Consider the following 1,079-nt stretch of genomic DNA (forward strand, 5'->3'; position numbering starts at 1 on the left):
CAAGTTTATGGCAATGCTGAGGTCTATGGAAAAGCTTTTATCTCTCAATATGCTAAAGTTTATGACCATGCTTTTGTCTATGGCAATGCTCATGTTTATGGCAATGTTTATGGGTATGCTCATGTGAATGGTAGTGCCCGCATTCTTGCTGATGCTCATATTTATGATCATGCGCATGTTTCTTATGATGCTACGGTTTTTAGTTATGCACGCGTTTATGGTCATGCCAAGGTTTGTGGCTCTGCTTGCATTTATAGCCATGCAAAAATTTATAATTATGCTGTTATTAATGGTCGTGCTAAAATTTATGGCAAGGTTTATGGAAATGCTTGTGTGAGTGGCTCTTGTGAGATTTATGGCTCTGTTTATGGCAATGCTAAAATCTCNATTTATAGCCATGCAAAAATTTATAATTATGCTGTTATTAATGGTCGTGCTAAAATTTATGGCAAGGTTTATGGAAATGCTTGTGTGAGTGGCTCTTGTGAGATTTATGGCTCTGTTTATGGCAATGCTAAAATCTCATATTGTGCAACGATCTGGGGGCGTGCTTATGGCAATGCTAAAATCAACAAAAAAAGCAAAGTAAGGTTGGTTCCAAAAAATTGAGAGGTTTGTGAAAGTGATAAGCTTGTCAATATAACTGATAAAACAGAATAAAAACAGGGATGGGGGGCGTGCATTCTTTATGGTTATAAACGCATATAAAATGCATTGCTATAAACATATCATAAAAGAGAGAGTAAAATAAAAAAAAAGCCGTCCCAAATGATATGACGCGGCTTTCAAATAGCGTTTTTTATTGATTAAAATGAATCATCCACAATGGAGTAATGAATGCATATATACAAAACGTATCATATTGCAAGCGCTCTATGAGAGATATGAAAACTTATCAAAAGGAATGTAAATGATGCATATGATCTTTAATCACTCATTTGAATGAGAAAACCTATAACGCTTGTTATGGCTATCAAACGTATCAAACAAATCAAAACGCTCGGTAGCTTTAACAATCCAATCAAAAGCAAATGCATATTCAATAAATATCTGCAAAAAACGTTCTTTTTACATTTGGA

At 34.6% G+C, this 1,079-nt stretch carries 1 pseudogene; it reads left to right on the top strand.

From position 1 onward, the window contains the following. Window positions 1–609, top strand: a pseudogene (locus ACFILH_RS00510) (hypothetical protein); the annotation flags it as partial. Window positions 610–1,079 lie beyond the last annotated feature (470 nt).

It is taken from the genome of Bartonella sp. CL435QHHD, from assembly GCF_042195095.1.
Lineage (GTDB): Bacteria > Pseudomonadota > Alphaproteobacteria > Rhizobiales > Rhizobiaceae > Bartonella.